Here is a 26,531-nt window from a genome sequence, read left to right on the forward strand (position 1 = left end):
CCTGGATTTTTTTGCATTTCGTGCTGCAAGGGTCGTCATGCGCTTGTATGGCAACACCTTGCATGTCACACATTCCGCTTTCCTCTCATCCTCCAACCCTCTTCCGTACAAAACGAAGAGGTGATTTGTCATGTTTACCCCCACTTTTGCAGAGGTCACATCCTTGGCCCCACAGTATTCCATGATTCCCATTCGCATGACTGTATTAGCCGATCAAGAAACGCCAATCCGGTTGTATCAGAAAATTCGCACCGACAATTCCTTTTTGCTCGAAAGTGTAGAAGGCGGTTCGAGGTGGGCGCGTTATTCGTTCATCGGGCTGAACCCGTTCGAGACGCTAGAGGCGAAAGGAACGGCGATTACTCTGTCACGACGCGATACGCCAATCGTAAAGCAGGAAGGCAATCCGATTGAGCTGTTGCGCGAGAGGATGAAGCAGTATCGCAGTCCGCAGCTTGCCGATTACCCTCGTTTTAGCGGCGGAGCGGTAGGATTTTTCGGATACAATACGCTCCATTACTATGAAGAGTTGCCAGCGCATAAGCGTGAAGTGCTCGATGTGCCGGACCTGCGCTTCCTGTTCGTCGATGAGCTGATCGCATTTGACCATTTGAAGCAGGAAATTCAAGTGATCGTTAATTTGCACATCGAAGGTTCTGAATCGCCTGAAGAGCTGGAACAAAAATACAAGCAAACGTGCGAGCGCATTCGGGAACTGGCTCATCGGATCACCGATGATGCGGCGCACCCGGAACAGAAGCGCCATGTGACATCGGAAGCCGCGCAAGCGAGCAGGCTAACGATCAAGTCGAACATGTCGAAACCTGCTTTCGAACAAATGGTAGAGCGCGCCAAGGACTACATTGCGGCGGGGGACATCTTCCAGGTGGTGCTGTCGCAGCGTTTCACTGTTGATACTGCGCTCGATCCGTTTTCCGTCTATCGTGTACTGCGAACGCTGAACCCGTCTCCTTACATGTACTACCTGCAGTATGCGGACACAACATTGGTTGGAACATCGCCCGAGATTTTGGTCCGCGTTGAGGATAACAAGGTTGAGATTCGGCCGATCGCAGGCACGCGCAAACGCGGCGCAACGGCACGTGAAGATGAAGAGCTGGCGAAAGATTTGCTTGCTGATGAAAAAGAGCGTGCCGAACATACGATGCTGCTCGACCTGGGGCGCAACGACGTAGGCAGAGTTGCACGGTATGGTTCGGTCAAAGTGGAAGAACAGATGGTAATCGAACAATATTCGCACGTCATGCACATGGTGTCACACGTCTCCGGTCAATTGCGCGACGACCTCGATCCGTTCGACGCCGTGCTGTCCGCCTTCCCGGCAGGAACGGTTTCAGGCGCTCCTAAGCTGCGTGCGATGGAAATCATCGCTGAGCTTGAGCCGGATGCGCGTCATACGTATGCTGGCTCGATCGGCTACCTCAGCTTTACCGGCAATATGGATACGTGCATTACGATTCGGACCATTTTGTTCAAAGACAACCAGGCGCACATCCAGGCAGGCGGCGGAATTGTCGCAGACTCCATTCCCGAGATGGAATACCAGGAGTCGGTGAACAAGGCGAGCGCGATGTTCCGGGCTTTGGAAAAGGCAGAGCAACTGTTTCGTCGGGAGGGGGAAAACGTATGCTCCAAGTAGCGATCAACCAAATCATCAGAGGACTTCATTTGAACCGTGAGATGGCACGCCAGGCGATGGGAGAGATCATGGACGGCGCTGCGACACAGGCGCAAATCGGCGCATTCCTAGCATCCCTGCGGTTGAAAGGGGAGCAGACGGAAGAGATCATCGGGTTCGCCCAAGCGATGCGTGAGCGTGCGCTTTCGTTTCCAATCGCCAGTGAACGGCTCGTGGATACGTGCGGCACGGGCGGGGATGGTGCCGACACGTTTAACATTTCCACAGCAGCTGCGATCGTAGCAGCATCGGCTGGTGTTGAAATCGCAAAACATGGCAATCGCGCTGTTTCGAGCAAAAGCGGGAGTGCCGATGTGCTCGAGGCGATGGGAATTCCGATTTCGCTTTCTCCGGAAGCTGCTGCTGATTGCTTGCGTCAAACCAACCTGGCGTTCTTGTTTGCCCCGCTCTATCATCAAGCGATGAAACACGCGGCAGGCGCGCGCAAGGAGCTGGCGATCCGCACCGTATTTAATTTGCTGGGTCCACTGTGCAACCCGGCACGGGCCAAACGGCAGCTGCTCGGCATCTACGATCGCAAGCTATTGCCTGTGATTGCCGAAGTGTTGGGTGAGCTGGGTGTCGATCGTGCTCTTGTTGTCGCGGGCGATGACGGATTGGATGAGCTGACCGTAACCGGGCCAAGCCAAATCGCGGAGCTGCGCGATGGCGTGGTCACGACCTATACGATTGAACCAACGCAGTTCGGGCTGGGCACATACCAGCTCGAAGCGCTCCGCGGCGGAGATGCCGCATTGAATGCCACAATCATCCGCGAAGTGTTTTATGGGAAACGTGGGGCTGCTAGAGATATCGTCCTGCTGAATGCCGGAGCGATCCTGTATTTGGCTGATCGGGTACCATCCTTGGAAATCGGCGTCATCCGTGCGGCAGAGCTGATCGACCGTGGAGACGTCATCGCAAAATTGAACGAGATTCGCGAGGTTGCAGGAGGAATGACGCATGCTTCATAAAATCGTCGAAACGAAAAAAGAAGAGCTCGCGGTGTTGAAAAAAACAACGGGAATCTACGATCTGCTTACACAGGCAGAGGCGATGGGAGCGACGCGGGGCTATATCCGTTCGTTGACCCAAAGTGAACGCAATGTGAGTGTAATCGCAGAGGTGAAAAAGGCATCTCCATCTAAAGGGATCATTCGTGCAGATTTTCATCCTGTAGAAATTGCAAAAGCATATGAAGCGGCACGAGTGGAGGCCATTTCCGTATTGACCGATGTGAACTATTTTCAAGGCTCGCTTTCTTACTTGCGAGACATTCGCCAGGCCGTATCGGTTCCGCTTTTGCGCAAAGATTTTCTCATCGATGAGCTGCAGGTTGTGGAGGCGCGCGCGAACGGAGCCGACTGCATCCTGTTGATTGCGGCGATTCTCGATGAAGAGCAGCTGCGCCACTTGCACCAAACGGCGGCATCTCTGACGCTTGATGTATTGATAGAAGTACACAATCAAGAGGAACTCGAAAAAGTTTATCGTGCTGTCACTCCAAAACTACTTGGTATCAACAATCGGAATCTTCGCACGTTTACGACTGATTTGGCGACGACGGCAGAATTGATCAAACAGATCCCCGGCATTCCGGTGGTCAGCGAAAGTGGCATTGCTGGACCGGATGATCTGTGTTTTGTGCAAGAGGCAGGAGTGCGTTCTGTGCTGATTGGTGAGCATTTCATGCGGCAGGATGACATCGTTCAAGCGGTGATTGGACTGATGGGCGAACGATCGGCTGCGAAAGCGGGGGAAGCGTAATGACGCATGTGAAAATTTGCGGCATCCGCACGCAAGAGACGTTGCAGCTGCTCGTTGAATTGCAGGTAGACTATGTCGGCTTCGTGTTTGCGCCGAGCAAACGCCAGATCAGCGGCTTGGAAGCAGGACGTTTGCTCGCCGCGGTCGAAAATCATCCGGTTCCAGTCGGAGTTTTTGTGAATCCGACGGTCGAAGAGCTTGACGAGGTGCTCAGATATGCGAACCTCGATGTGATCCAGCTACATGGACAGGAGAGTCCGGCTTTTTGCGCGGAAGTGAAAGAGCGGTTTGGCAAAAAGGTGTGGAAGGCGATCTCCGTGGGTAAGCCCGGATTTTCCGCATCCTCGCTTGCGCAATACCGCCCGAGTGTAGATGGTTATTTGTTTGATACGTATTCAGCCGACATGGCAGGGGGCACGGGCAAACGCTTCGATTGGGCGGCGATTCCGCAACTGATGGAAGAGACCGCGGGTCAGGCAAGCGTTTTCGCCGGTGGTATCGATGGGCAAAATGTCGGGGAGCTGCTCGCTTCCTTTGCGCCGCAGGCGATCGATGTTTCGAGCGGTGTCGAAACCGATGGCGTGAAAGATGAACAGAAGCTTCGAGAATTCATGAAAAGGGTGAGAGAAAATGTCCCAAACCATATTTCCTAAAACAACCGTACCTGACGCAAGCGGTCGGTTCGGATCGTTCGGCGGCAAATTTGTTCCGGAAACGCTGATGACGGCTCTGGAAGAACTAGAGGCTGCTTTTGCAGAAGCGCAGAAAGACCCGGCATTCACGAACGAGCTGAATCAATTGCTGCGTTACTACTCCGGCCGTCCAACGCCACTCTATTACGCAGAGCAGCTGAGCGAAACGCTCGGGGGAGCGCGTATTTTCCTCAAGCGCGAGGATTTAAACCATACAGGTGCACATAAGCTCAACAACGCGCTCGGCCAAGGATTGCTGGCGAAGCGAATGGGGAAAAAATCAATCATCGCCGAAACCGGCGCAGGCCAGCATGGCGTGGCGAGCGCGACGGTGGCAGCGCGGCTCGGCCTTTCCTGTAAAGTGTTTATGGGGGAAGAAGACATTCGTCGCCAAGCTCTCAACGTGTTCCGGATGAAGCTGCTCGGAGCTGAGGTTGTGCCGGCTCTGTCGGGTACGCGAACACTGAAAGACGCGACGAATGAGGCGATCCGGTATTGGGTTTCACAAGTGGACGAGACGTTTTATGTGATCGGGTCCGTCGTGGGTCCGCATCCATACCCTTACATGGTTCGCGAGTTCCAAAAGATTATCGGGGAAGAAACGCGCCGCCAGGTACAGGAGCAGCTGGGACGTCTGCCAGACGAGGTCATTGCTTGCGTCGGCGGCGGCAGCAATGCGATCGGTATGTTTTATCCGTTTTTACAGGACGATGTGAAGCTGCGCGGTGTAGAGGCTGCTGGACATGGCATCGATACGACGAAGCATGCCGTTACACTGACATTAGGCCGCCCAGGTGTGATTCACGGCGCGATGACCTATTTGCTGCAGGATGAGTTCGGGCAAGTGCAAGAGGCTCATTCCATCTCGGCTGGTCTCGATTATCCGGGGGTTGGACCTGAGCATGCCTATTTGAAAGACACGGAACGGGTCAACTACACGTCAGTCACTGACGACGAGGCGCTTCATGCCGTGGAACTGTTGTGCCGCACGGAAGGCATCATTCCGGCATTGGAAAGCGCGCATGCATTGGCGGAAACAATCAAGGTTGCACCGACCAAAAGCAAAGATTACGCAATCGTTGTATGCTTATCCGGCCGCGGCGATAAAGATGTGAATACGATCCAAGAAGCACTGGAAAAGAAAATGAAGGGGGATCACTAAGATGAGTCAAGCGACAAACCGCATTGATCAACTATTTGCCGACCGGTCGAAGAAACGGTTCATCCCGTTTCTGACTATCGGTGATCCTTCGATTGAGCTGAGCTTTGCATTGGTGAAAGAGATTATCGCTGCTGGCGCGGATGCCATCGAGCTAGGGGTGCCGTATTCAGACCCGCTCGCAGACGGACCGACGATCCAACGCGCCTCCCAGCGCGCATTAGCTGGTCAAGTGTCCATTCGTGATGTGATTATGCTCGTCTCCCGGCTTCGTCAGGCTGGCGTCGAGGCTCCGCTAATCCTGTTTACGTATGTGAATCCCGTGCTGCAATACGGATTGGAGCGTTTTTTCGCGGATTTGGCGGCAAACGGAGCAGATGGCGTCATCATTCCAGACTTGCCAATCGAAGAGAATGAGGAGGCAGTGCGGATTGCAAAGGAGCATGACCTACACGTAATATCGTTGGTCGCACCGACGTCAGATTCGCGGATCGCCAAAATCGGGCAAAAGGCAGAAGGCTTCCTCTATTGCGTATCATCGCTCGGCGTGACGGGCACGCGCTCAAGTCTGCGCGGTGACTTAGACCAATTCCTCGGCAAAGTGCGCGAAAGCACGAACGCGCCGATCGCGGTCGGATTCGGCATCTCTACACCGGAGCAAGTGAAAGATGTCGCTACGTACGCAGACGCCGTCATTGTCGGCAGTGCAATCGTGCAGGAAATCGAGCGGAATTTACCTCTGCTGAAAGCGGAAGAAAGCCTCCAAGAAGGAATTGGGAACGTAAAAACCTTTGTACAAAATTTAGCAAGTGCGTTACAATAACCAAAAAACCTGTTTGGAGTGACATACATGCTACCAAAAGAACGAATCTTAGGTGTACCTGTGTATCAACCAGGCAAGCCTATCGATGAAGTGAAGCGTGAACTGGGGCTGACAGAGGTTATTAAGCTGGCCTCCAACGAAAACCCATATGGCTATTCCCTGAAAGCAAAAGAAGCGATCATCGATCATTTGAACGATCTGGCGTTGTATCCGGATGGCGGCACGATGGAGCTGCGCTGGGATTTGGCCAAATTTTTGCAAGTCAAGCCGGAGCAGCTGATTTTCGGTAACGGCTCTGACGAAATTTTGCAAATGATCTGCCGCACCTATTTGGGTGAAGGCGTCAATACGGTAATGGCAACGCAAACGTTTTCCCAATACCGTTCCAATGCAACGATCGATGGAGCGGAGCTGATTGAAGTTCCTTTGAAAAACGGTGTGCACGATCTCGAAGCGATGGCAGCTGCTGTCAACGAGAAAACCCGTGTTCTCTGGGTGTGCAATCCGAACAACCCTTCTGGTACAATTAATACCGAAGCGGAGCTGCTTCAACTGTTGGACAAAGTATCTTCCGACGTCTTGGTCGTGCTGGATGAAGCGTATTACGAATATGTTGTGGATGCCGAGTATCCGCAAACGGTACCGCTTTTGGACAAATATCCGAATCTGATCATTCTCCGCACGTTCTCGAAAATTTACGGCTTGGCAGCGATGCGTATCGGATACGGAATCGCTTCCGAAAAAGTAATCAACGACTTGAATCACGTGCGCGAGCCATTCAATACAGGCTCCTTGTCACAAGTAGCTGCCCGCGCAGCGCTTACCGACCAGGAGTTCGTCGCGAAATGCCGCGAGCTGAACCGCCAAGGCATGAAACAGCTGACTGACAAATTCGATGAGTGGGGCTTGTCTTACTACCCATCGCAAACCAACTTCATTTTGGTCGATTTCAAGCAAGATTCGACAGAGCTGTTCCAAAAGCTGTTGAAAAACGGACTGATCGTACGATCCGGCGCAGCGCTGGGCTTCCCAGGCTACCAACGGATCACGGTTGGCACGCCTGAGCAGAACGCCAAGCTGCTCACTGTATTGGAAAACCTGCTGCAGGAAACTGTCAGTAAATAAGTAAGGCCTAATGGGATGCCGGCATCGTGACCGGCATCTTTTCGCACTGGGCACTAACACACTTTAAAGAGAGAAAGAGGCCGTGGAGATGAAAACGACAATCGCAATGCTGGGAATCGGCCTGATCGGCGGTTCGCTCGCATTGTCACTGCGCAATGATCCCGACAACCGGATTATCGGCTTTGATGTTCGGGAGGACTTTATCGACAAAGGATTAAACAAGGGATTGATCCATGCAGGGACAACTGACCTGCAGACAGCTGTGCGCGAGGCCGACATTATCATCTGTGCAACGCCTGTCGAGCAGATTTATGCCTTGTTGAATCAATTGTCTACGCTTATGTTAAAACCTGGGGTGATAATATCCGACGTGGGCAGCACCAAAGCCGGCATCGTAGAGTATGCCGGCGAGCTGTTTTCATCTGACATCACTTTCATAGGTGGGCACCCGATGGCTGGTTCTCATAAGTCCGGCGTCGAGGCGGCGCTTGAGCGGCTGTTCGAAAATGCCTACTATGTATTGACGCCTGGCCCCAACACACCGGCAGAGAAGCTGTCCCGCCTGTCAGCGCTCGTTTCCTTGACCAATGCAAAAGTAATCGTCATGGATGCGCACGAGCATGACCGCGTCGTCGGCGCCGTGAGCCACTTCCCGCATATCATCGCCGCTCTGCTCGTCAATTTGGTCGGCGGATACAACGAGGAGAACGAATGGCACCGCCGTCTGGCTGCAGGCGGCTTTCGCGACATCACCCGGATCGCATCGAGCAATCCGCGGATGTGGCGCGATGTACTGCTGAACAATCGGGAGTACATGTTGAAGATGGGTGACGATTGGAAGCGATCGATGGATCAGATCCTCGATTTGGTCGCAGAAGGTAATGGGGACGAGATTGAACGATTTTTCCGCGAAGCGCGCAATTTCCGCGAGGGATTACCTGAGCGTCAAAAAGGTGCGCTGCCAGCACTCTACGATTTGTACATCGATATTCCCGACCACCCGGGCGAGATCGGCAGAATCACGACGTTGCTCGGGACCAAAAACATCAACATCACAAATCTGCAAATTCTTGAAGCGCGCGAGGATATGCTCGGCGTCCTGCGCATCACCTTCCGCAACGAGAACGAGCTGGAAAAAGGGGAAGCGATGCTGCGCTTCTTCGAGTACAATGTGTACCGCAGAGAATAGACGATAGGGGACGTGGAATTTTTGTTACGCATACAAAAAGTGAAGAGCATTCAAGGGACCGTGCGTGTCCCTGGGGATAAATCGATTTCACACCGTGCCGTCATGTTTGGCGCATTGGCAGAGGGGACAACCACCATCAGCGGCTTTTTGCCTGGTGCAGACTGTTTGAGCACGATCAGCTGTTTCCGCCGTATGGGTATTCAAATTGAACAGCAGGACGATCAAGTGGTCGTGCACGGAAAAGGATGGTTTGGGCTTGAGGAGCCGAAAGAGAAGCTGGATGTAGGCAATTCAGGGACCACGATCCGCCTCATTTCTGGAATCCTGTCGACCCAGCCGTTTCATGTCGTACTCGAAGGCGATGAATCGATTGCCAAGCGTCCGATGCGCCGAGTAGTAGGTCCACTGCGACAAATGGGGGCGAAAATCGACGGCCGCAAAAACGGCGAGTTTACGCCGCTCGCGATTCGCGGCACAGAGCTCAGCGGCATACAGTATGATTCTCCAGTTGCGAGTGCGCAGGTCAAATCAGCGATCCTGCTTGCAGGCTTGCAGGCAAAAGGTGTGACGAGCGTGAACGAGCCTCATCTTTCCCGTGACCATACGGAGCGGATGCTCGCTGCTTTCGGCGTCCAAGTGGTTCGCGACGGGCTCACGGTTTCCGTCGAAGGCGGACAACGTTTGGTAGGACGCGAAATTTCTGTCCCAGGGGATATTTCTTCTGCAGCGTTCTTGATCGCTGCGGTCATGATGGTGCCAGGCAGCTCGCTAGTCATTGAAAACGTGGGCATGAATCCGACCCGCACAGGCATCGTCGATGTCGTTCGCGCGATGGGTGGACGCATCGATCTCGTGAACGAGCGAGTGGTCAACGAAGAGCCGGTTGCCGACCTGCACGTATTCCATTCTGAGCTGACAGGCACGGTCGTTGAAGGAGAAATCATTCCGCGGTTGATCGACGAAATCCCAGTGATTGCGGTATTGGCTTCGCAAGCGAGCGGAACGACACTGATCCGCGATGCCGAAGAATTGAAGGTGAAGGAGACAGACCGCATTGCGACGGTTGTATCCGAGTTGTCCAAGTTCGGGGCGAACATCACGCCAACGGATGACGGCATGATCATCAAGGGTAAAACATCGCTGAAAGCCGCCTCAATCGATAGCATGGGTGACCACCGGATCGGGATGGCGATGGCGATCGCCGGTTTGTCGGCAGAAGGGGTGACGCAGATCGCAAACGCAGAGGCGATCAATGTGTCATTCCCTGGTTTCGCGGCTTTGCTCGATTCGATTTCAAGCAAATAAGAAGCGGGCATAAAAGCTGCCTAAAATAAAGGACAACCTTTCGGGGTTGTCCTTTAAAAAAATATTTGACAGTTGATAAGATTTGAATATAATTAAAAGTACAGTATGGTTTCTCTCCACTCCTATCCAATATAATTAGCACGGGTGTGCTGCCGCCGTTTGAATGCGCTTACATATAAACGGCGGTTCTTTTTTTTTATCTCCTTCATATGCTTGTACCATGATAGGTGTGATAGGCATAGCGGAGGGATAAAAATGGGACAAGACATCTTGCAAATACGAGGCGGAACGATTGTTTCCGCTTATGGAATGCGTGTGGCCGACCTTTGGGTACAAGATGGCAAAGTGAAGCGGATTTCTTGTGAAACGCCGGAGCCGGTGGTACCACGTTATGCTTCGTATGTAGAAACAATCGATGCGAGCAATTATTATATCATGCCTGGGTTTGTGTCATTCACACGCATGCAAGCTCGCCAGCTTCGCGATGCGGATCACTATATGGCAACGATATTCGGCTTCATCCAAAAAGGAATTACCATGCTGATCGACACGATAGCGCTCGAGCCATGGATGGATCACAAGCAATCAGCCTATCAACTGGCGACACATTTTAATAGTCCGTTAGATTATGCATGCCAGTTCTCCCTGGAAGCCGGGCAATGCACGCCAAAGCGCGTTCGCGAGCTGGCAGGTGTGGGTGGCGTCCGGCTGGTGCAGGTTCGCGTGAGAGATGCGGCAGAGCTGGACAAGCTGAATTGGGACAAGCTTGCTTCCGTTTTGCACTTTTACCGTCTCTCGCTGGAGCTTAACATAATCAACCGGGAGGAACTCACACACGAACAGCGCCGAGAGATCATTGGGCGCTGGCTTCATCATACACAACGTGGAAGAATCCATTCCTTGATCGGACATGCCAATCCGTTTGATCTATCCTTAAACGCACCTTATTATGCAAACACCCATCTGGACGTCAAACAGTGCCACGCGGTGTTCGCCTATTTGATCGCCCATTGGCATCATTATCTGCCCGTCATGTGCGGTCCGGAACAAATCGTTCTTCCGCCGAAACGAAGGGCGTGGAATCCTGATGATGTGCTGCCACTCATTGCACGGCTCGCGAGCGCCAATGCAGCGAAAGCGGCGGGCTGCTATCCGCAAAAAGGGGCGATCTTGCCTGGGGCAGACGCAGATTTATTTTTTTTACATAAAGATGAATGGTTGACAAATTTTGATTTATCAACTAACTTGAATTTTAGCGAAAACTGTCTTCCTGCGCGCGTGATGTCCCGTGGAAGATGGGTGTACCAGGATGGAGTCCACCAAGCGACCCCAGGGTCTGGAAAGCTACTCCGCGGCTTGAAGCCATTTTCCTACGTGCTATAACCCCATTTGGGGCTTTTTCTTCGCCCATCAGCCATAGTAAAATAGTTAGCATCTGCCAAGTATTATGTCGAAACATTTCACCTACATGCATCGTCATAGCTTTTTAGAAAAATCTTTTAAACCAAGCGCAACTTTTCTAAACCCTGCTGGTCTAATTAAGTAAGATCGAACAGGGGATTGGAATCGCCTAGGGGGTATACCTGAGAATGACCGATTCCCAGTTAATCCGTGTTATAAAAGAAGGTAACGTTGAAAGCTACGCGGAAATCATTCGCCGCTACGAGAAAAAAATTCATGCGTTCGTCAGTCATATGCTGCGGCAAGCCCATTTGGAGCATATTGCCGAAGACCTTTGCCAGGAAACGTTCTACAAAGCTTACAAAAGCATTGAATCGTTTCGTGATGTTGAGGCTACCTTTTCCACATGGCTTTACACCATTGCGCGCAATACCGTTTTGAGCGAGCTACGCAAAAGCCGCAATTCCGATATGTATCTGGAAGATACGCTGCAAGTCCCGGCAGTTGCGTATGAACGCTTGCCAGAGCAGCAAATCTTGAAAAACGAACGGGAGGTTTTGGTTCGCCAAGCGATTAACAGCCTTCCTGAAAAACAGCGTTCGGCTTTGATCTTACGTGAATATGAACAAATGGATTACAATGAGATCGCCACGATCCTTGATCTGACCGTTAGCTCCGTGAAGTCACTTTTGTTCCGGGCGCGACAGAGCATCAAGGGAGAGCTGGAATCTTATTTCTTAGACAACCGATTGGATGAAGCCGAAGGGATGAACAAGACATGAAATGCGATGAAGCACAGGAGCTGCTAACTGAATACCTCGATGATCAACTGCCAGAGGTGACACGTCGGCGCGTTGACAATCATTTGGGCAGATGCTCTGCTTGTCGCGCGGAATATTCGATTTGGCAAGAAAGCAATGATTGGATCAAGGTGGAAAAGGATCATTATGCCACCGTGTCAGCCCCATCGATCGTAGACGCCGTTATGGCGCGGATTTTATCGGAAGAAAAATGGGCGATCCCAATTGGTAAAAAAGTGTTTACCCTGACAGCGAGAATGCGTTGGCTTAGTGCGAGCGCTGCCGTTATTTTGTTGATGATCTGTTCGTTCACGCTCATTCACCAGTCTGGTGACCAGGGGGATTTGGCGAGTGGCTCATTGCTGCCGGTTGGCGATACGCTGACGATGGTCGCTTCTGCAAAAGCACCGGTCGTCTCAGCTTCCATGCAGACGGATGATGGTACATATGTGGTAGAGCCAGAAGCACAAGCAGTGAAGGCGATCAACCCAAACGATTTTGAAACAACATCCCCGCAACTGTTATCAACGAACGAAGACACAGAATCGTCAAAGGGAAACCATGGTCTAATCCTCAGTTTTTTTGGTATACTGATTACCGTGTTGTCCATGAGCTGGTTAAACAGGGCCTGAATATACACATTGATGAAAAGACCGTCGACTGACGGTCTTTTCCGCCAGCAGCGAAGATGTTGCAAAGGCGAACTGACGGAGGTGAGAGACAAATGCCGAAAAAATGGTTACAAGTCATTGACGAGGCAGTGAAAAAGATCGAGAGCGACGAGATCGAGCTGGGAATCCAAGTCTTGCAAAAAGTACAGGAGCACGGCAAAGAAATTCCAGAGGTCATGCTGTACTTGGCTGATGTGTGGTACCAGCTGGGCCATTTACAGGAAGCAAGCGATCTGATAGGGAATATGCTGGAGCACCCGAAGCTGAATGCCGAGATGAGAGCGGAATTTTCGCTGATGCAGGCAGAGATCGCGTTGGATGAAGGGAACTTTGAACTGGCTGAAGACATGCTGTTCCCGTTGCGCGAGGGAGGCTACGATGGTGTCGAGCTGTATTTGCTGCTCGCGGACTTATATGCGATGCAGGATCTGGATGAAGTCGCTGCCAAACACTTGGAGACGGCATTGTCCAAAGATCCGGATAACCAAGAAATCAAAGCAGCTTTGAGCGAAATGTACATACGTGCCGGACAATTCAGTTTGGCGGGGCAATACTTACAGCAGCTTGATGAACCGAACGCAGCTTCGCTGTTATTCCACGGAAGAACCTTGGCGCAATTGGGCCAGTTTGAGCAGGCGTATGAAGCATACGTACAGGCGGTTGCATTCGATCCGACAGCAGAAGCGCTGTATGGCGCGGGACTGATGTCGTTTCATATCGGTAGGCTTGAGGAAGCGCGCCAGCATGTAGAGCAGCTGCTTGCGCTCGATGAAGAGTATGTGACGGCTTATCCGCTGTTGAGCGACATTTATTTGTCGGCTGGCAAAACGGAAGCGGCGATCGAGGCGTTGAAGCAATATGTCGAGCTGTCGGGCTTTGATCTGGACCATGTCAAGCGGTTGGTCGCTCTTTTGACACAAGCGGGTCGCTATGAAGAGGCGAAACAATATCAGCAGTTGTTCGATTCCTGGAACGCGGCAGAGGAAGAGGAACAAGTATAGAGAGCGTGCATCTTACGGGATGCATGCTCTCTTTTTGTTTAGGATGTATAAAACTGGTAAGAATGGGAGTATATCCGAAATGGAGGGAAGGGATTTGCGATGAATTTGGCTGAGATATTGGTATTTACGGATATCAGACAGCTCCATCAGATGGCCGTACATTACGGCTGCGAGTGCAACCCTCATTCCAAAAATGAATTGATCACCTCGCTGCTTCAGAACCTTCGGCGCAGGCAAACAGTCGCCGATGAGGTGGAACGATTGGCTCCAGATGAGGCGCATTTTCTCTTCCTGCTTTTTTTGGACAAAAGAATTGTCGTTTCACTGGAAGACTTGATGGCGAAAACGGGAGTTGTACTCCATCACCTGAAGGAGAAGAAACAGGAGCAGGGACGCAAGTTGATTGCGAATGCGTTACGGCGCGGGTGGATTTTTCCTGCGAAAAACAAACCGATCGGCCAGTATCAAGTGCCTACAGACATTCGTGAGCCATACATCCGTGAGTGGATTTCAAGATGGAAGCTGACGCAGCCAGATGAGGAGCCGGAAGTGTTGGCGTATCGAGATGAAGGCCATGCGCTGGTCGATGATTGCTACAGGTTACTTTCGTTTCTCAGTAAAGAGCCTGTGCCGTTGACAGGTGACGGGGGCATGTACAAGCGTTATCAGACGCAGCTCCTCTCGTTTTTATCCGTCAAGGAGGAGCCGTTGGCACCGCAAAAATGGCGCTTTGGCTATGGACTCCATTTTGACCAGTATCCCGATCGCTTTTCTTTACTCTATGACTTTTGCTACTATCACCGCTGGATCAAGGAAGAAGCTGGGACCGTACAGCTCACGGAGCAAGGCGCATCGCTGCTTGGTCAGCCGCCGTCGCCAACACTCTATGATGATGCCATCCGCTTCTGGCAGCGGGTGTACAAGCGGGCGGTGCCGAACTTGCCGATGCTCATCCAGCTCATTCCGTGGATGTCAGGTGGAAAGTGGGTATCACAGGAGAGCTTGAAACAAATCTTGCTGCCATGGCTCAAACCGTTTTACTATGACGAGCCAGAAGCCATTCTCGTGCAGCGCGTGCTTAAAATGATGGTTCACCTTGGGCTTCTGAAGGTAGGGCAGCGCGCGGATGAGGAATGGGTGTATGCAAGCACAGAATCGTCACTAACTTGGTTACAGACATATAACGGCTTTACTGAAACGATTATTTTGTTGAAATGAGGGATTGCAATGGAGAGCTCGCATTACCTGAGAAGTAATTTGGTGTCAGGATTGTTATCGGAAATGATTATCGATGAGCAGGTCAGACAGTTCCGTAAGAGATCGCTCTACGATGAAATCGATCTGGCTCTGGAAAAACGGAATCGGGAGCATTTTCTTACCCTCACCAACGAGCTGCGCACGATTCTTGCGTATGAACAATCTGTTTCAGGATGATTGCTTGCCACTCCAATTCATGTTAATCTAACTGCAGATTTTCATGAAATGAGGAGAGCTTGATGCAATGGATATGGGATGATGTAGAAAAGTGGGAGGAGTTGCGGCCATATGTGGATACCGCACTGCTCCCTTCTTATTATTACGACGAGAATGTGGACATACCAGAGCATGTCCTACGCATGGGGTATTTAATGAAGCTTGCAGTTGCGGTCGAGCAACGCTTAAAAGGCCGCGTGCTCTTGTATCCGCTTACGTACCAAACGGGGGAAAAGGGCGGCGCATGGAAGGTGCCAGGTTCGTTCGGTTACTATTTTATCCTGCGATTCACCGGGCATTCACTGCTGCCAGAAGCGACCGATGCAGAAGCAAAAGTAGAGATCTTAACGGTGGGCGACGAAGATCTTGAATCAAGCGTGCGTTTTGACATCACTGTCGATGTATTGTGCCAAACGATCTTAAAAAATTGGCAGGGAAATCGATAGCGTTTTCAGTTTTGGGTCATACTACAAAAGAAATCAATCCAACTAGCATTATATGGTGAGGGTAATTTTGACAATTTCTCAACAAAATTAATCTAAGCCATATATATGAAGGGTCTTGTTCCCTGATATTCTTGACATACGACTAGGGCGTTAGCTATTATTGGAACTGACCTAGTATATGAATTTTGCTTGTGTATGTGGAATCCTTCGTTGCGTAACTTTACAGGATAAGGAGGGAAAATAGGATGAGTGGAAGTGGAAAACGCGAAATTTCAAGACGCACGTTCTTGAACTATGCTCTCATGGGAACGGGCGGCTTTCTTGCTGCTGGCATGATTACGCCAATGATCCGTTTTGCGATCGACCCAGTGCTGAAGCATTCAGCTGGTGGAGATAGAGTGGCAGTTGGAAGCCCTGATGAATTCGGAGCAGATCCGAAGCGTGTTGAATTCAAGGTTCACACCAAGGACGGTTGGTATGAAACGGAAACAACAATGACGGCTTGGGTCACCAAGGATGAAAAGGGTCAAATTCTGGCTCTGTCTCCAGTCTGTAAGCATTTGGGCTGTACCGTAGACTGGAATACGAGCCCAGAGCACCCAAACGAGTATTTCTGCCCATGCCATATGGGTCGTTACTCCGTGAAAGGCGAACACATTTTGAACACCCCGCCTCTGAAATCGCTAGACGAATACGAGTCGGAAGTGAAAGACGGCAAGCTCTATTTAGGTAAAATCATTCCAAATCCTCGACCGGGGGTGAACGGCTAACATGATCCAGAAAGTTTATGACTGGGTGGATGAACGGCTCAATATTACCCCGATGTGGCGTGATATTGCTGACCATGAAGTACCAGAGCACGTGAACCCGGCGCACCATTTCTCCGCGTTCGTATACTGCTTTGGCGGATTGACGTTCTTCATCACAGTAATCCAAATCCTGTCTGGTATGTTCTTGACCATGTATTATGTTCCAGACATTATTAATGCTTATGAATCCGTCAAATATCTTCAAAACGAGGTTGCTTTCGGTGTAATCGTGCGCGGCATGCATCACTGGGGAGCGAGCTTGGTCATTGTTATGATGTTCTTACATACGCTGCGCGTGTTCTTCACCGGTTCGTTCAAACGTCCGCGTGAAATGAACTGGGTTGTCGGTATGCTGATTTTCTTCATCATGTTGGGCCTTGGTTTCACAGGCTATCTCTTGCCTTGGGACAACACAGCGTATTTTGCAACCAAAGTAGGTCTGCAAATCGCTGACACGGTACCACTAATTGGTCCTTATCTTAAAGTGTTACTCACCGGCGGCGATATCGTAGGTGCGCAAACGCTGGCTCGCTTCTTTGCGATTCACGTATTCTTCCTGCCAGGCGCTTTGCTTGGTTTGCTAGGTGCGCACTTCGTGATGATCCGGGTACAAGGTATTTCCGGACCGCTATAATGTGTCTTCGACATTAAGGAGGAAATAGCATGGCAAAAGTCGATAAAGATGCTACCTTCGTTGGAGACTCACGTGTGAGAGCGAAGCGCATCCCAAACATTTCCCCGTCTTATGCGGATTTCCCAGGAAAATCGGAACCATTTATGCCGAACTTCCTGTTGAAAGAGTGGATGGTTGCTGCGGTTGGTCTGGTCGCGTACCTGATCTTGACCGTATCTCATCCATCGCCGCTGACGGATAAGGCGAATCCGAACGATACGTCGTTCGTTCCGTTGCCTGACTGGTACTTCCTGTTTCTGTACCAGCTTTTGAAATATCCGTGGGCTTCCGGTGACTGGGTAATGATCGGTATCATCGGTGTACCACTCGTTGCTTTCGGTGGCTTGTTGCTTGCTCCTTGGTTGGATGGAGGTAAAGAACGCCGTCCTTCCCGTCGCCCGGTTGCGACAGGAATCATGTTGGTCTCCTTGGTGGGCCTGTTCTACTTGACATGGGCTGCGATGGATGAGCACAACAAACACGCACCGGCAGCCAGCCATTCCGGCGGAGGCTCTGCTGCAGCGCCAGCTGCCAAAGCTGATCCAAGCTTCAAACCGGATCAACTGTGGACCGCTCAGCAAAGTTGTAAGGGTTGCCATGGGCAAAACATGGAAGGCATGATGGGTCCGAACTTGCAAAAGATCGGTGCCCAACTGGATGCTTCCCAAATTGAAGAAGTAATTAAAAATGGTAAGGGCGGAATGCCACCAGGCATGTTCAAAGGTAGCGATGAAGACCGCAAAAAACTTGCCGAATACCTTGCTTCTTTAAAATAGGCTCATCAAGCAAAAGCTGGCCTGATCAAATCGGTCAGCTTTTGCTTTCCTGTCTTTCTAATAGCCTTTTTTCAGAAGAATACATATCTTCAACATGGGAGACGATTCAGATGAGATGGATGTGGGAGTGGTTTTCGGATTCGTTGGGGAAATCATGGTTCCTGTGGATTCTCTTTTTCATCAATCTAGGCGGAACCATTTACGGCTTTATTTGGTATAAAGCCCAATTGGAAGCAACGGAACCGGCCATATTTCGGATATTTGTGCCAGATAGCCCGACAGGAAGCGGTCTATTTACTTTGGTTATCCTTACTTACATCATTGGACGACACGTACCATTGTTAGAGGCACTAGCCGGAATCACCAACTTTAAGTACGGGATCTGGGCCGTAGCTGTCATTTTTGCTGGATGGGCGTTGGGAGACGAGCTGCAATGGCAACAAGTCATGCTCGTTTGCTCGCATTTGGGGATGGCAATCGAATCCTTGCTTTATGCCCGTTTCTATAAATTGAGCTGGCTTGTAGTCGGTTTCGCTTCCCTTTGGACGCTGAACAACGATTTCGTCGACTATGTCATGGATCTCCATCCGTACTTGCCTGAAGTGCTCGATCCTTATTCCGGAATCGTCGGGCTATGCACCGTAGCATTGAGTATCATTTCAATCGCTGTCATTTGGACGATTAACGTAAAAAATCAACAAAATGAGGTCTAATCTTGTCCTTCTTTCCATAGGCTGTAGTATGGGAAAGGAGGTTTTTTCTTTTGCGAAAAAACATAAAAATACTTTTGCTGCTTCTCGTTACAGGATTAGCGCTTTCCTGGCCCATGTACACCATCTTGTCTTCCATGGAAAAGTCAGACGAGCAGCAGCAATTTTCACGGGTAGATAAATTGGCGGAAGAGTTGCTTGTGTTGACCAAAAAAGGGGACATGGAGCAAGCGCGCATCAAAATTCAAAACCTCGCCGACATTTTTCCAAGCCAAACGCTCCCCGTATCGATAAAGATCGAAAGCTTGAACGCGGTCACGCAATCCATTTTGGCCGCGCGCAATGTGTTTTCCGCAGGGAAAGCGGACGATGACAAACTGCTTTGGCATGCGACACAGGTGCGTGTTGCGATCGACGCACTCACGCATCCAAACCAGGCGATGTGGCGCAATTATTACACTTCTTTTACGAGTCAAATGCAAAATTTGATGTCGGCATCCGTAGAGCGGGATGCAGAGGAGCTGCGCGACCAGTTCGCCGAAAATTATCGGCTGTTTTTAGCGATCAAGCCGGCGATGAGCGTTCAGCTGTCTGAGCCGGAAATGGAAAAAATCAATGCTTCGTACGATGCGCTGGTCAAGCAAGTGCGCAATGAAACGGTTGACTGGCAGGTAGTACGCGAGACACTGCGTGATTTAAATGCGTCGATCTCGGCGGCTTTTTTAGGAGATGACCGGCATGCGATCAGCGATTGGCTCGACACGCGTTCTCTTGTCATGCTTAGCACTTCGATTGGAACGCTCGTATCCATTACGCTCGCCTATGTTGCATGGCGTAAATATTACGCTGCCAGCGTGTAGGTTAGATAAGTTTGATAACGTGAAAAAGAAATGTCGTACCAAGATACCTGGAACGACTGAAAAAAACATCCCTCTCGCTTTGGAGCGACGAGGGATGTTTTGCATATCATGATCGCATTAGTCATTAATAGGTTGCTTATTCTCATCAAAGGTAAAGCCTTCGCCCAGCACTTCGTGCACATCATTAACGATGACGAAAGCGTGAGGATCGATCTCCTGCACCGCATTTTTGAAGCGGATGACTTCATTGCGGCTAACCACGACATAGATGACTTCCTTTGCAGAACCGGAAAAAGCGCCTCTGCCTGTAAGGATGGTTACACCACGTCCTAAACCGAGAATTGCTTTGGCAATTTTTTGCGGATTCTCGGAAATGATCGTCAGCGCTTTGCCTGCATTCAGACCTTCCTGCATGAAATCGATGACACGCGTTGCGATAAAGACGGCGACCAACGTGTACATGGCGCTTTCCTTGCTCAAGTACACAAGAGAGATCCCGATGACCACGATATCGGAGATGAATAGTGTCCGTCCCATGCTGACGCCAAAATACTTTTGAAACATCCTTGCGATAATGTCGACGCCGCCGGTGGTGCCCCCAAAGCGGAAAATCAGACCCAGACCCAACCCAACCATAACCCCTGCAAATAAAGCAGCAAGCAGCGTATCTTTCATTGGCGTAGGGGTAAGCACGTAGTCAAACAACGAAAAGAATGCTGAGCTGAGAATGGTCCCGATGATCGTATAGGCTAATTCCGTACGGCTTAACACTTTCCAACCAATGATAAAGAGCGGAATGTTTAAGAGGAAATAGACGATACCTTGGTCAATTGTTGGAAACAAGATTTTGATGATGATGCTGATTCCCGTCACGCCGCCTTCGGCGAGACCGTTGGGAATGTTGAACGTATTGATCCCGAAACCGATGATGGCGGTTCCGATGACAATGGCAATAAGACTTTTCAGACGCATGTTCATATACCAGCCCTCCTCCCATACATAACCAAATTCGTATGCCATTATAGCGGAGCTTTTTCCCATTGTCCATCTATGATACACTATCCGAGTCGAAAGATTTGGCAAAACCTTTATCATGCGGTACGATGAAGTAGACGCAATCATTTATGGATAAGGAAGGAGCTTATGTGTGACCGAGCGGAAAACCTTACAAGACATTCAGGATGAAGTGGACAAATACATATCGCAGTTTAAAGAAGGTTATTTTTCTCCACTTGCCATGATGGCGCGCATGACCGAGGAAGTCGGCGAGCTTGCGAGGGAGATTAATCATTATTATGGCGAGAAACCAAAAAAGGCGGAAGAAGAACAGAAGACTGTCGAAGACGAGCTGGGGGACGTATTTTTCATTGTCCTTTGTTTCGCCAATTCGCTTGGCATCGATTTGCAAGAAGCCTTTGATCGTATTATGCACAAATTTGCTACCAGAGATAAAGATCGCTGGACGAGAATAGAGGAGTAGATAGAGATGGAAACATTGGAGCGGAATGAGAAAACCATTAAGGTTGCTGTAGCGGGTGCGAAAGGGCGGATGGGGCAGGAAGTCGTCAAAATGCTGATCCAAGACCCGACGCTTGAATTCGTAGTTGCGGTTGATTCGAAATTGCACGGTGTAGACGTCGGCGAAGCGATCGGCGGACGCACGCTTGGTGTTCAGTTCGTCCAATCGGTCGAAGAAGCGTTCCAAAAGTATCAGCCTGACGTGCTGGTAGATTTCACAACGCCGCAAACCGTATTCCAGCACATGGAGCTGTCCCTACAGTATAAAGTACGGCCGGTTATCGGCACAACCGGGTTGTCCACAGAGCAAATGGAAGATTTGACGCGCCGTTATACCGAAGCAAAGCTGGGCGGAATCATCGCGCCGAATTTTGCGATCGGGGCGATTCTGTGTATGAAATTCGCAGCGATGGCTGCCAAATATATGCCACATGTGGAAATTATCGAGCTGCATCATGACCGCAAGCTGGATGCGCCGAGCGGTACCGCATTGAAAACGGCAGAGCTGATCGCCAAATCCCGCGCAGAACTCGCACAAGGTCATCCGCAGGAGGAAGAAAGCATCCCGGGTGCGCGTGGGGCTGAATACCATGGCTTCCGTATCCACAGCGTGCGCTTGCCGGGGATGGTGGCGCATCAGGAAGTGTTGTTCGGAGCTACGGGCCAGACGCTTTCGATCCGCCATGACAGCATCAACCGCGAATCGTTCATGCCAGGCGTCAACATGGCGATCAAAGCTGCGATGAACATGGATACGCTTGTGTATGGATTGGAGAACCTGTTGGATTAAGATCGGGGAGAGGGAGAGATAAAATGAAAGTTGCACTCATAGCTCACGACCGTAAAAAAGAAGAAATGGTTCAATTGGCGACAGCCTACGAATCGATTTTGGCTCAGCATGAATTGTTTGCAACAGGCACAACCGGGACACGCATCATGGAAAACACATCGCTAGAAGTTACCCGGTTCCTCTCCGGACCTCTCGGGGGCGATCAGCAAATTGGTGGAAAAGTGGCGCAAAACGAAATGGACATGGTCATCTTCCTGCGGGATCCATTAGCGGCACAGCCGCATGAACCGGACATCAACGCGCTGATCCGTCTGTGTGATGTACACAAAATTCCGTTGGCGACAAACTTGGGTACGGCAGAAGTGTTGCTCAAGGCATTAGCAAATGGGCAGATCGCGTGGCGCAATCTGGTCCACGAGGAGTAAGGATAGCTATGAAACAGCTTGACATATTAGCGATTGGCGCACATCCGGACGATGTGGAAATCGGCGCGGGCGCAAGCTTGTACAAGGCTGCTATAAAAGGATGGAAGACGGGGATTCTCGACCTTACCTTCGCTGAGCTTTCCTCCAACGGCACGGTCGAGCGCCGACAACAGGAAGCCGCGCAAGCATCTCAGTTACTACAGCTAACCGAACGCTACAATTTTGGATTCCCTGATCGGGGGCTAGAATCGATACGAGATGAGGCGATCAAGTGGATCGTCGATTTGATTCGATCAACTCGTCCCAAGCTCGTTCTCGCACCCTATGGACAGGACCGTCATCCGGACCACGAGAGTGTTAGCCGGATCGTGAAAGAGGCTGTTTTCAACGCTGGCATTCATCGCTACAGAGGCAATGAGGATTTGGCAGGCTATCGGCCGGCCAAGTTTCATTATTACTTGATCAATTCGACGGCAGCGCCGCAATTTGTCATCGATGTCAGCGATGTCTATGAACAAAAACTCGCGATTTTGCGTTCGTACCGGAGCCAGTTTGAAACGGAAGAGAACAGCGTACCGACTCCGCTCAACAACGGTTATATCGAACTGGTGGAGCATCGTGAGCGATTGTTCGGCCAGCAGGCAGGCGTGACGTATGCAGAAGGCTTTATCAACGGAGGGCCAGTGGTTCTTCCGGAATTGATTTAAACGAACAATAGGCTTTATCGTCGATACTATATAGGCAAAACGCCGAGGCGTTTTATGTTAAAGAGGAGAGAAAACCCAATGAAAATCGGCATAACCTGTTACCCGTCGTTAGGCGGATCAGGGGTGGTGGCGACAGAGCTAGGGAAGCTGCTTGCCGAACGGGGCCATCAGGTTCATTTCATCTCGTCAAGCATGCCCTTTCGCATGGGCAAGTTCCATCCGAACGTGTTTTACCACGAGGTGGAGGTCAACCAATACGACGTGTTCAAATATCCGCCCTATGATTTGACGCTGGCCAATCGGATGGCACAGGTTGCGAAAACGGAAAAACTGGACATTCTTCATGTCCATTACGCAGTGCCCCATGCGTTATGCGCTTTTTTGGCCAAACAGATGGTGGGAGATCAGTTGAAGATTGTCACGACGTTGCACGGAACCGATATCACCGTGCTCGGTTATGATCCGACGCTCAGCGACTTGATCCGTTTTGGTATCGAAAAAAGTGATGTGGTAACGGCTGTCTCGCAAGACTTGATCAATGAGACGTACCAATCGCTGCAAGTCGATAAGCCGATCGAGCGAATTTACAATTTTGTGGACAAACGGCGTTATGTTCGCAAAGATGTGGCAGAGGTCAAAAAAATGTTCGCGCCAAACGGCGAAAAGCTGCTCATGCACATCTCTAATTTCCGGCCGGTCAAACGAATTCGCGATGTGATTGATGTGTTCCGCCTTGTGCAACGCGAGCATCCAACCAGGCTGTTGTTGATCGGTGAAGGACCGGATACTGCAATTGCTCGGCAGATGTTGAAAGAATACGGTCTTGAAAATGAGGCTTGTTTTCTCGGTAAACAGGAGGACGTCGCTGAGGTGCTGTCCATGGCTGATGTCATGCTGCTTCCTTCGGAAAAGGAAAGCTTCGGATTAGTCGCCTTGGAAGCAATGGCGTGCGGAGTGCCAGTGGTTGCCACAAACGTGGGCGGTCTGCCGGAAGTGATTGTCGATGGGGAAACCGGCTTTTTGTGCGAGCTCGGCGATGTCGAAGGACTTGCAGAAAAAACGGTGAAGCTGTTGAAGGACGAAGCGTTGTACGAACGCTTTGCCCGCACAGGCGTAGAGCGGTCTTGCAAAACGTTTTGCCACGAAACCATCACGACACAGTACGAAGAGCTTTATGAAAAGCTGCTCGGCGAACATTAATGACGAGCTTTGAATGTTTGCATGATCTTGGATAAGAAAATGATGAAACCAAACAGCGCTCTGGTCATAATAATTACCCTCCTGATGTAGTTTCGACGAGTAACGGCAATGGAGAGGAGTGGAATGCTGATGTTGAAGGAACAGGCACTCTACGTGCTGGCACAGCTGGAGGAGAACGGCTATGAAGCCTTTTTTGTCGGCGGCTGTGTCAGAGATTGGCTGCTCAAGCGTCCCGTTCATGATATTGATATATGCACGAACGCCCAGCCTTGCGACATTATGCGGATTTTCCCCGATCATATTCCGACGGGATTGCAGCATGGAACGGTTTCGGTGAAGCATGACGGAGCCATCTTTGAAGTGACGACCTATCGCGCAGAAGCGGCGTATAGCGATCATCGGCGCCCGGATGAAGTGCGGTTTGTGAGCGACCTTAGGGAAGATTTGGCGCGGAGGGATTTCACGATCAACGCGATGGCGATGGATCGGCACGGAAGGCTGAGCGACCCGTTTAGCGGGCAAACAGATCTTTTGAGCGGATTGGTCCGAACGGTTGGCAGCGCGCAGGAGCGGTTCACAGAGGACGCGCTGCGGCTGCTGCGAGCAGCCCGGTTTGCGGCACAGCTTCAGTTTGACCTGGATAGCAAAACCGAGCAGGCTCTGGCAGACTGTGCGGACCTGTTGCGTCATATTGCGCCTGAGCGCGTGCGTGTGGAGCTGTGCAAGCTGATTGGCAGCGACTATCCATGGCACGGCGTTGCGATCATTAATCGTGCTGAGCTGCTGCGCGTTTATCCTGAGCTCGATCAGTTGTTCAAGCTGGCTGCACCTTATATGCATAGGGTACGCAAGTTGACTTCTCTTGCGGAAAAGTGGGCGTTGTTATTGTATGCATCCGGGGCGACGAATGAAGCCGCTTTGTCTTTAGTAGCATTGCTGCGCATGTCGAACCGAGAGCGTGACAAAATCGCGCTTCTTTTACATATCGTCACGGAAATGCGTCCGAGTTGGGATGAATCTGAGTCAATCGGTTGGGAGCATGCGCTGCTGCGATACGGGCCTGAGACGTGTGTGGAAGCAAACCATCTTTTGCAAGCGATTTGGTGGGAACAAGATGAAGCGACCGATTCGCATTCGCAAAGCGTGATCGATACATATGAACGGTTGCCAGTGAAATCGTTGAAAGAACTGGCTGTCACAGGCAAGGACTTGCTGACGGCGACGGACAAGACGGCAGGGCCGTGGATTGCGCATACCTTGCAGCACTTGCTCGAGCAGGTGGCACTTTACCACAAGCCCAATACGCCGGAATGGCTGCTTGCGGAAGGACGGAAAGAGGTAGAACGCTATGAACATCAAACAGGCAATACTGAACGCGTTTCGGGAACATCCTGACCAATTTATTTCAGGCGAAGAACTAAGTCGCAATTGCGGATGCAGCCGAACCGCGGTCTGGAAGCATATCGAAGAGCTGCGCGAAGAAGGCTACCAGTTCGAGGCGGTGCGCAAGTCGGGGTATCGACTGCTCAACGTCCCTGATAGTATTTCCGCTGAACAGATTTTATCGGGCTTAACTACAAAAAAAATCGGACGGCACATTTACGCGTACGATACGGTCGAAACGACCCAGCGACTTGCACATGAAGCGGCTGCACAAGGGGCCGAGGAAGGCACGATTATTATCGCTGATCAGCAAAACGGCGGTAAGGGACGAATGGGGCGCCCTTGGCACTCGCCAAAAGGGGCAGGCATCTTTATGAGTCTGATTATCCGCCCGGATATGCCGCTCGCCAATGCTCCTCAGTTGACATTGTTGACCGCAGTCGCAATGAGCAAGGCGATTGAAATGGTGGTTCCCTCTGTGAAGGTGCAAATCAAATGGCCGAATGACCTTTTCGTACACGGTAAAAAGATTTGCGGCATTTTGACAGAATTGAACGCAGAAGAAAATCGAGTCAATTACTTGGTGATTGGGACGGGAGTCAACGTAAATCATCTGCTATCCGATTTTCCCGAATCACTGCACAGCATTGCGACATCACTGCGAATCGAAAGCGGCTCGTCCATTCAGCGTGCGGAATTAGTACAGGCATACTGCCGCTCCTTTGAACGGGAATTGGCGTTTTACCTGGAGAACGGATTTGCGCGCATTCGCGAGGAATGGGAAGCCAATTCGTACACGCTCGGTCGGGTCGTAAAAGTGTACAATCAGCAAAACGAGATTGAAGGCCGTGCGGTCGGACTTGGTCTGGATGGGGCACTGCTTGTAGAAGACGCCGAAGGCTATCAGCATCAGGTCTATTCTGCAGACCTCGATTACCGCGCCTGACAGCACTTATGCTCATGGATGGATGAGAACAGTGGAAAATCTGGTGCACAAATACGGACCATCTGTTATACTCAAACCCAAGCGAGGCTGTATCACTGAGGTGAACGGCACTCCGCTTCGGTTTTCTTTTTATTTATTTCACATACTAGTAAAGTTCTGCTCAGAGCCTATCAGGACCGAGAC

At 50.8% G+C, this 26,531-nt stretch carries 29 protein-coding genes; 28 read left to right on the forward strand and 1 reads right to left on the reverse strand.

From position 1 onward, the window contains the following. Nucleotides 1-130: 130 nt before the first annotated feature. From trpE to EDM56_RS25405, 21 genes are all read left to right on the forward strand, one after another. Nucleotides 131-1,660, forward strand: coding sequence for an anthranilate synthase component I (gene trpE, locus EDM56_RS25305; RefSeq protein WP_122920721.1), 1,530 nt, complete (start codon nucleotides 131-133; stop codon nucleotides 1,658-1,660). Continuing rightward, a complete protein-coding gene (gene trpD / locus EDM56_RS25310; protein ID WP_122920722.1) occupies nucleotides 1,648-2,673 on the forward strand; it encodes an anthranilate phosphoribosyltransferase in 1,026 nt (341 codons plus the stop codon). The genes trpE and trpD overlap by 13 nt, the downstream gene beginning before the upstream one ends. Continuing rightward, complete coding sequence (trpC, locus tag EDM56_RS25315; RefSeq protein WP_122920723.1) at nucleotides 2,663-3,466, forward strand: indole-3-glycerol phosphate synthase TrpC; 804 nt, start codon at nucleotides 2,663-2,665, stop codon at nucleotides 3,464-3,466. The genes trpD and trpC overlap by 11 nt, the downstream gene beginning before the upstream one ends. Beyond that, nucleotides 3,466-4,119: a phosphoribosylanthranilate isomerase gene (locus tag EDM56_RS25320; protein ID WP_122920724.1), complete on the forward strand. Its 654-nt coding sequence runs from the start codon at nucleotides 3,466-3,468 to the stop codon at nucleotides 4,117-4,119. The genes trpC and EDM56_RS25320 overlap by 1 nt, the downstream gene beginning before the upstream one ends. Continuing rightward, the gene (gene trpB, locus EDM56_RS25325) at nucleotides 4,097-5,320 is read left to right on the forward strand and encodes a tryptophan synthase subunit beta (protein ID WP_122920725.1); all 1,224 of its coding nucleotides are present in this window, start codon (nucleotides 4,097-4,099) and stop codon (nucleotides 5,318-5,320) included. The genes EDM56_RS25320 and trpB overlap by 23 nt, the downstream gene beginning before the upstream one ends. A gap of 1 nt (nucleotide 5,321) precedes the next feature. Further along, entirely contained in the window at nucleotides 5,322-6,140 is an 819-nt protein-coding gene (gene trpA, locus EDM56_RS25330; RefSeq protein ID WP_122920726.1) for a tryptophan synthase subunit alpha, read from the forward strand. A 27-nt stretch (nucleotides 6,141-6,167) separates the two neighbouring features. Further along, a complete protein-coding gene (hisC, locus tag EDM56_RS25335) occupies nucleotides 6,168-7,265 on the forward strand; it encodes a histidinol-phosphate transaminase (protein ID WP_122920727.1) in 1,098 nt (365 codons plus the stop codon). 88 nt (nucleotides 7,266-7,353) lie between these two features. Beyond that, on the forward strand, nucleotides 7,354-8,454 hold the full coding sequence (locus EDM56_RS25340) for a prephenate dehydrogenase (protein WP_122920728.1): 1,101 nt from the start codon (nucleotides 7,354-7,356) through the stop codon (nucleotides 8,452-8,454). Nucleotides 8,455-8,475: 21 nt separating this feature from the next. Continuing rightward, nucleotides 8,476-9,759: a 3-phosphoshikimate 1-carboxyvinyltransferase gene (gene aroA / locus EDM56_RS25345; RefSeq protein ID WP_122920729.1), complete on the forward strand. Its 1,284-nt coding sequence runs from the start codon at nucleotides 8,476-8,478 to the stop codon at nucleotides 9,757-9,759. Nucleotides 9,760-10,014: 255 nt separating this feature from the next. Continuing rightward, nucleotides 10,015-11,142 carry an amidohydrolase family protein gene (locus EDM56_RS25350; RefSeq protein ID WP_122920730.1) on the forward strand — a complete coding sequence of 376 codons (1,128 nt, stop codon included), beginning with the start codon at nucleotides 10,015-10,017 and terminating at the stop codon, nucleotides 11,140-11,142. Between the two features lie 206 nt (nucleotides 11,143-11,348). Continuing rightward, nucleotides 11,349-11,942, forward strand: a complete 594-nt coding sequence (locus EDM56_RS25355; protein ID WP_122920731.1) for an RNA polymerase sigma factor — start codon at nucleotides 11,349-11,351, stop codon at nucleotides 11,940-11,942. Beyond that, entirely contained in the window at nucleotides 11,939-12,592 is a 654-nt protein-coding gene (locus EDM56_RS25360; RefSeq protein WP_122920732.1) for an anti-sigma factor family protein, read from the forward strand. Before EDM56_RS25355 ends, EDM56_RS25360 begins: the two co-directional genes overlap by 4 nt. A 92-nt stretch (nucleotides 12,593-12,684) precedes the next feature. Beyond that, nucleotides 12,685-13,632 (forward strand): tetratricopeptide repeat protein, encoded by a 948-nt coding sequence (locus EDM56_RS25365; protein ID WP_122920733.1) that lies wholly within the window; start codon nucleotides 12,685-12,687, stop codon nucleotides 13,630-13,632. Nucleotides 13,633-13,731: 99 nt separating this feature from the next. After that, complete coding sequence (locus tag EDM56_RS25370) at nucleotides 13,732-14,850, forward strand: hypothetical protein (protein ID WP_122920734.1); 1,119 nt, start codon at nucleotides 13,732-13,734, stop codon at nucleotides 14,848-14,850. A 42-nt stretch (nucleotides 14,851-14,892) separates the two neighbouring features. Then, nucleotides 14,893-15,066 carry an IDEAL domain-containing protein gene (locus EDM56_RS25375; protein WP_342772415.1) on the forward strand — a complete coding sequence of 58 codons (174 nt, stop codon included), beginning with the start codon at nucleotides 14,893-14,895 and terminating at the stop codon, nucleotides 15,064-15,066. 62 nt (nucleotides 15,067-15,128) lie between these two features. Next, nucleotides 15,129-15,551, forward strand: a complete 423-nt coding sequence (locus EDM56_RS25380; RefSeq protein WP_122920736.1) for a DUF2487 family protein — start codon at nucleotides 15,129-15,131, stop codon at nucleotides 15,549-15,551. A gap of 245 nt (nucleotides 15,552-15,796) precedes the next feature. Then, nucleotides 15,797-16,321, forward strand: a complete 525-nt coding sequence (locus tag EDM56_RS25385; protein WP_122920737.1) for a Rieske (2Fe-2S) protein — start codon at nucleotides 15,797-15,799, stop codon at nucleotides 16,319-16,321. Nucleotide 16,322: 1 nt separating this feature from the next. Continuing rightward, entirely contained in the window at nucleotides 16,323-16,994 is a 672-nt protein-coding gene (qcrB, locus tag EDM56_RS25390; protein ID WP_122920738.1) for a menaquinol-cytochrome c reductase cytochrome b subunit, read from the forward strand. A gap of 29 nt (nucleotides 16,995-17,023) precedes the next feature. Continuing rightward, nucleotides 17,024-17,809, forward strand: coding sequence for a menaquinol-cytochrome c reductase cytochrome b/c subunit (locus EDM56_RS25395; protein WP_122920739.1), 786 nt, complete (start codon nucleotides 17,024-17,026; stop codon nucleotides 17,807-17,809). A gap of 110 nt (nucleotides 17,810-17,919) precedes the next feature. Next, nucleotides 17,920-18,522 carry a DUF1405 domain-containing protein gene (locus EDM56_RS25400; RefSeq protein WP_122920740.1) on the forward strand — a complete coding sequence of 201 codons (603 nt, stop codon included), beginning with the start codon at nucleotides 17,920-17,922 and terminating at the stop codon, nucleotides 18,520-18,522. Between the two features lie 50 nt (nucleotides 18,523-18,572). Next, a complete protein-coding gene (locus EDM56_RS25405; protein WP_122920741.1) occupies nucleotides 18,573-19,379 on the forward strand; it encodes a sporulation protein YpjB in 807 nt (268 codons plus the stop codon). 117 nt (nucleotides 19,380-19,496) lie between these two features. On the opposite strand, the gene EDM56_RS25410 is transcribed toward EDM56_RS25405, so the two are convergent. Then, nucleotides 19,497-20,357, reverse strand: a complete 861-nt coding sequence (locus tag EDM56_RS25410; protein ID WP_122920742.1) for a YitT family protein — start codon at nucleotides 20,355-20,357, stop codon at nucleotides 19,497-19,499. Nucleotides 20,358-20,526: 169 nt separating this feature from the next. Between EDM56_RS25410 and EDM56_RS25415 the strand changes: the two genes are divergently transcribed. The 7 genes from EDM56_RS25415 to EDM56_RS25445 all read left to right on the forward strand — a co-directional run bounded on the left by EDM56_RS25415 (nucleotide 20,527) and on the right by EDM56_RS25445 (nucleotide 26,348). Continuing rightward, the gene (locus EDM56_RS25415; protein ID WP_122920743.1) at nucleotides 20,527-20,859 is read left to right on the forward strand and encodes a nucleotide pyrophosphohydrolase; all 333 of its coding nucleotides are present in this window, start codon (nucleotides 20,527-20,529) and stop codon (nucleotides 20,857-20,859) included. Between the two features lie 6 nt (nucleotides 20,860-20,865). Then, nucleotides 20,866-21,687, forward strand: a complete 822-nt coding sequence (dapB, locus tag EDM56_RS25420; protein ID WP_122920744.1) for a 4-hydroxy-tetrahydrodipicolinate reductase — start codon at nucleotides 20,866-20,868, stop codon at nucleotides 21,685-21,687. Nucleotides 21,688-21,710: 23 nt separating this feature from the next. Next, entirely contained in the window at nucleotides 21,711-22,112 is a 402-nt protein-coding gene (gene mgsA, locus EDM56_RS25425; protein ID WP_122920745.1) for a methylglyoxal synthase, read from the forward strand. A gap of 8 nt (nucleotides 22,113-22,120) precedes the next feature. After that, nucleotides 22,121-22,819 carry a bacillithiol biosynthesis deacetylase BshB1 gene (bshB1, locus tag EDM56_RS25430; RefSeq protein WP_122920746.1) on the forward strand — a complete coding sequence of 233 codons (699 nt, stop codon included), beginning with the start codon at nucleotides 22,121-22,123 and terminating at the stop codon, nucleotides 22,817-22,819. A gap of 78 nt (nucleotides 22,820-22,897) precedes the next feature. Continuing rightward, a complete protein-coding gene (gene bshA, locus EDM56_RS25435; RefSeq protein ID WP_122920747.1) occupies nucleotides 22,898-24,019 on the forward strand; it encodes an N-acetyl-alpha-D-glucosaminyl L-malate synthase BshA in 1,122 nt (373 codons plus the stop codon). A 123-nt stretch (nucleotides 24,020-24,142) separates the two neighbouring features. Next, nucleotides 24,143-25,414, forward strand: coding sequence for a CCA tRNA nucleotidyltransferase (locus EDM56_RS25440; protein WP_246009530.1), 1,272 nt, complete (start codon nucleotides 24,143-24,145; stop codon nucleotides 25,412-25,414). After that, nucleotides 25,368-26,348: a biotin--[acetyl-CoA-carboxylase] ligase gene (locus tag EDM56_RS25445; protein WP_122920748.1), complete on the forward strand. Its 981-nt coding sequence runs from the start codon at nucleotides 25,368-25,370 to the stop codon at nucleotides 26,346-26,348. Before EDM56_RS25440 ends, EDM56_RS25445 begins: the two co-directional genes overlap by 47 nt. Nucleotides 26,349-26,531: the final 183 nt, after the last annotated feature.

The organism is Brevibacillus fluminis, assembly GCF_003710825.1.
Lineage (GTDB): Bacteria > Bacillota > Bacilli > Brevibacillales > Brevibacillaceae > Brevibacillus_D > Brevibacillus_D fluminis.